The organism is Chloroflexota bacterium (assembly GCA_018648225.1).
Lineage (GTDB): Bacteria > Chloroflexota > Anaerolineae > Anaerolineales > UBA11858 > NIOZ-UU35.
In genome coordinates, this window is record JABGRQ010000081.1 from 1 (window position 1) to 4342 (window position 4342).

Sequence of the window (4342 nt, forward strand, 5' to 3'; positions counted from 1 at the left end):
CATGGGGAAAACTCCCCATTGGGGTTGCATCGAGATGAGGACACTGACAATGATTGCCTGCGCAACAAAGTAGCCATGGGTTTTCCAGAAGGGCTGTTCCTCATGCGGCGAAAGCGCATAGAGGACGCCAAACGAGATCAGCATTCCCAAGCCTATGGCCCTCGGAACGCCTGGCTCCAGCAAATTAAAACCCAGCAAAGCCACCGCAATCAGTGTGAGATAGCCAACCGCGAGCATAAACGTATTATCGGATATGTGAATTTTTTTCGAATGCATAAGTAGATTTTACCTTTATTCGACAATGAAACGCTGGCGAAAGGCTTTATCGAAATTCCAATAGGGTGCGCCCATAGCTGCGCCCTTGGCAGCCAGCATCAGCCAGGCCCCGGCGGGAACTTCGAAGGGATCGCGGTGCTCTGTCCCCAAAATCATTTGAGGCTGCTGCAGCACCTTCGCCCACACACCCACCGCATTATAGTAGGGACAGCATCCTAATAGGAGCAAGTGCTTTTCGCCGCGCCGAGGTTTCCAACGGGGATCGTCCCAATCTGCATAAAGAGAGCTAAAGTGGTCGGGTGCCACCGGCCAGTGATAGTATTCGTAGAGGGTTTTCTTTTTGCGCCAATCCGCCGCAAAGCAAATCATGTACCCTGCGGTGGCGATCAATTCATCGTAATGATAGCGCATTTTTAGAGGCGCTTCTTCTTGGGGAAGTTCGCGCGCCAGCACCACGCGCTTGATACGCTGATAATAGCGAAAACCGTTTTCGAGCAACTCTTCTTCAGACCAATCTCGCTGGGTCAAGACATTTTCGGGGCTCATGGTTCTCTCCATCATCCAGACCTCAGAGATTTTTCAAATCTCTGAGGTCTGGGGCAGCGGAAAAGCTGCTTCTATTCTACGCGGATTCGTCGCGCTTATCAATAATGATCTTGATGCCCAGCCCGATCAGCACCAACGGCCACAAGTAATTCAGCCAGCGGAAGGCGTTCTCGACAATATCCTTCAAGGCTCCCGTGTCAGGCGACTCGACGATGATGATGCCCGCGCCGACCAGCGCCAGAATTCCGCTGACGATCAAACCCCACCAGCCTTTTTCTTCGGTGAAGAGCTGCGTCAGCAGGGTGATGAGGGCAAAGCCCGCTGCAAGGCACAGCACCACGACACCACCTTCGAGATGGGAGGCAATCAAGCCATTGGTTTCTTCCGTCAAGAACACGCCCAGGCTCAGGCCGCTGAGAATTCCGCCTGGAATCAGCAAGCCCGCTTTACGCTGTGTCGCGCCCCACAGGATGAAGAATAATCCCAGGGTTGCCAGGAATGCGCCACCCGACAGGTTAATCTCAACAAATTGCTGCACCAGCAAGAACAAGCCTGCCAGGATCAGCAAAATCCCACCGAAGGGAAAAACACGTTTTTGGTTTTCATTATTGGTTTGCATTTCAATCTCCTTTTTCATCTCAGGGGTTTTCGACCTGAGCGAACTTCTGCCATGATGATGCGAATACAATGGTCATACTGGCTAGTCCCAAAGGTCATAACATGGGTCACATGGGGGGGAGGAATTTGTGGGAAATCTGTGGGATAGTGTGGGATAATGTTGGATAAACGCTACAGGTGACAGTCACTTGGCAAGTAACTGTCACCTGTAGCGCAATCGCTGCGCTAGTCAAATCGGAAGCGCCAAACAGCGATGCCAAAGAACACCACTGCAAAAGCCATCAACACCCCAGCCTCGGGCAAAACAGACTGCAAACCCAGACCGCGCACGATCACATCCTGATACCCGGCTAAAGCCCATGCGTGAGGAGAAATCTTCGAAATTGCTTGCATGAACTCTGGCATTACAAAGGTGGGGACCATCATGCCGCCGACTGCTGCCAGGGTGAGCGCTAGCAGAGTGGAGAGGCCGCCAATCTGCTCGGGGGTCTTGCCAAAGGAAGCTACCAAGAGTCCCATGCCTGTGGCGGCGGCCGCGGTTGCCAGCGTCACCAGTACCAGCGCCAGCGGAGCATTCCCCAAATTCATATCGAATACCAGCGCGCCGATGGTGAACATCAGGGCGACTTGCAGCAGATTTACCAGATAATAAGGCAGCAGTTTGCCCAAAAGTAATGCCGGCTGTGAAAGCGGGGCCGCCAGCAACCGCCGAAAGGTTCCATTTTGTTTTTCGCTGAGCAAGCTCGTGGCAATCACCTGCACGATGAAGAACACGCCAAAGATGGTGTAGCCGGGCACATTTTGCTCGACCGAGTCAGGAAATTCGGTCACGGCAAAATCACTGGGAGCGACCTGTTCGAAGCGCACGCCCAGGCTGCCTTCGTTCTCCAGACCGCCCGCTTCAGTCATGGCATCGACAAAAGCCTCGCCAATCTGGTTGACAAATTGCACCTGCGCCGGGGGAACTTCTTCGGACAGGGAGGCGAATCCGGCCTCAATTTGACGGGGGGCCTGGGCGTAGGCCGCAGCCTGTTGGATGAAACCTTGCACCGTCCCCTGGATGGGGCCCAGGAATTGCGTGCTGGTCGTGGGGTCGGCGATGAAAGTGATCGTCGCTTCACCCGCCTGGGGATCGGTGGCGGCTGCTAAAATGCGCTCCTCGAAATCGGCAGGAAAGACTAATGCCACGGAGTAATCGCCATTGCTAATCATGCGATCAGCAGTTTCGACGCTCAATGCCGTGCCATCGACGGTAGAAATCAATGTGATCCCATCGAGATCGCCGATCTCTGTGATGGCTTTCTCAGCGAGGCCGCCGCGATCCTGATTGACGACAAGAAGTTCAATAGGGTTATCACTGCCGCCAACCGAAAAAGAGCTTTGCAGGGCTGTACTCATCACGAGGATGAACATGGCCGGCATGGCGAATAAAACGATCATCCCTCCACGGTCTTTGAACAGGATTTTTAGATCCTTAATGGTTATGGCGAATATTTGGTGTAGCATGGTAATCTCCTATAGTAGCTGTTCAAGCCAAAGCCTCCGTAGAAGGAATTCCTTTGGCTAGAAAATGTTAGTCTCTGAGATTCTTTCCCGTTAAAGTCAGGAAGACGGTTTCAAGGTTGGGCTCCAGCACTTCCAATGAAGTGATGTGGGCATCGAGCTGATTGGTGATTTCGAGCAGTCCCATCAGCGCGGCCTGAGCCTGATGCGTTTCGACGATCATCATGCCATCTGTACGGGTGATGGATTTTATGGCAGGGTGCTCACTCCCGCGTTGGCTGACTGTATCAATATGCCCGTTGTGCAATCCCAGGCGGATGATGCCGCCGCCCAGACCGGACATCAAGGCCTTGGGTGAATCCAGCGCAATAATCTCGCCGCGATCCATAATGGCAACGCGATCGCACAGACGCTGAGCTTCTTCCATGTAATGCGTGGTATACAGAATGGTCAGACCATTCCGGTTGAGGGCTTCGACACTCTCGAAGATGGCATTGCGGCTTTGCGGATCAACGCCCACGGTTGGCTCATCGAGGAAGAGAATCTCCGGTTCGTGGAGCAGCCCGGCTGCGATATTGATGCGCCGCTTCATCCCGCCAGAGTAAGTTTCAATGGCTTCATCCGCTCTATCGGCCAGGCCGACCATCGCCAACACTTCATCGGCGCGCATCTTGAGCTGCTTTCCGCGCAACCCATAGATGCGCCCGAAAAAGATCAAGTTATCACGCGCTGAGAGGGTAGGATATAGAGCCAACTCTTGGGGAACCAGTCCCAATTTAGCTTTGACAGCATAGCCATTTTTCCCAAATGGCATATTGTCCACCTGCACACTCCCAGAAGTCGGTTCCAGCAAACCCGTGAGCATAGAAATACTGGTGGTTTTCCCGGCTCCATTCGGCCCCAATAGACCGAATACCTCGCCGCGGGCAATTTCAAAAGAAACGCCGCGCACGGCATGGTTGTCGCCGTAGGATTTGTAAAGATCTTGTACAGACAAAATTGTGTTCTTCATACATCACTCCTTGTTTTGATCTGGCCCATACTGTACTGTTGCTCGGGTCACATCTCCCAGTGCCGGAGGTCATATCGCAAGTCATGTTAAACAAAAACCGGGAGCGTTTTGCTCCCGGCGTTGAATTTGCGATTTTGTATTGGCCTCAATCTATGGGTTGTTTGTCCATTACATAGACACAGGCTTCATCCCCCATCCCCGTGCATTTGATCTCCTGGACGCGGAAGCTGCGATCGGTCGCCCAATGAGCAGCAGCTTTTAACACGCCGACTCCCAAATGACACACCGGCTCTGTGCTCTGACGCTCCCAACACATGGGGCAGCGTTCGATAATCCAGTAATAATAGTTGTCATCATCATCAATGCGTACAATCTGATCGCTGACCG

Annotated in this window: 6 protein-coding genes; all 6 read right to left on the reverse strand. The window is 53.0% G+C overall.

The window, feature by feature from the left end:
* On the reverse strand, positions 1–276 hold a 276-nt coding region (locus tag HN413_06910), incomplete at its 3' end, for a hypothetical protein (protein ID MBT3390125.1).
* A 15-nt stretch (positions 277–291) separates the two neighbouring features.
* The gene (locus HN413_06915) at positions 292–822 is read right to left on the reverse strand and encodes a hypothetical protein (GenBank protein MBT3390126.1); all 531 of its coding nucleotides are present in this window, start codon (positions 820–822) and stop codon (positions 292–294) included.
* A gap of 76 nt (positions 823–898) precedes the next feature.
* Positions 899–1441, reverse strand: a complete 543-nt coding sequence (locus HN413_06920; protein MBT3390127.1) for a hypothetical protein — start codon at positions 1439–1441, stop codon at positions 899–901.
* Positions 1442–1665: 224 nt separating this feature from the next.
* Complete coding sequence (locus HN413_06925) at positions 1666–2946, reverse strand: ABC-2 transporter permease (GenBank protein ID MBT3390128.1); 1281 nt, start codon at positions 2944–2946, stop codon at positions 1666–1668.
* A 67-nt stretch (positions 2947–3013) separates the two neighbouring features.
* The gene (locus tag HN413_06930; protein ID MBT3390129.1) at positions 3014–3943 is read right to left on the reverse strand and encodes an ABC transporter ATP-binding protein; all 930 of its coding nucleotides are present in this window, start codon (positions 3941–3943) and stop codon (positions 3014–3016) included.
* A gap of 157 nt (positions 3944–4100) precedes the next feature.
* Positions 4101–4342 (reverse strand): 4-vinyl reductase (locus HN413_06935; protein MBT3390130.1); only part of this gene is annotated, 242 nt, incomplete at its 5' end.

Coding starts and splice junctions, on each gene's coding strand:
- HN413_06925 (MBT3390128.1), bottom strand. CDS start 2,946: ATGCTACACCAAATATTCGCCATAACCATTAAGGATCTAAAAATCCTG.
- HN413_06920 (MBT3390127.1), bottom strand. CDS start 1,441: ATGCAAACCAATAATGAAAACCAAAAACGTGTTTTTCCCTTCGGTGGG.
- HN413_06915 (MBT3390126.1), bottom strand. CDS start 822: ATGAGCCCCGAAAATGTCTTGACCCAGCGAGATTGGTCTGAAGAAGAG.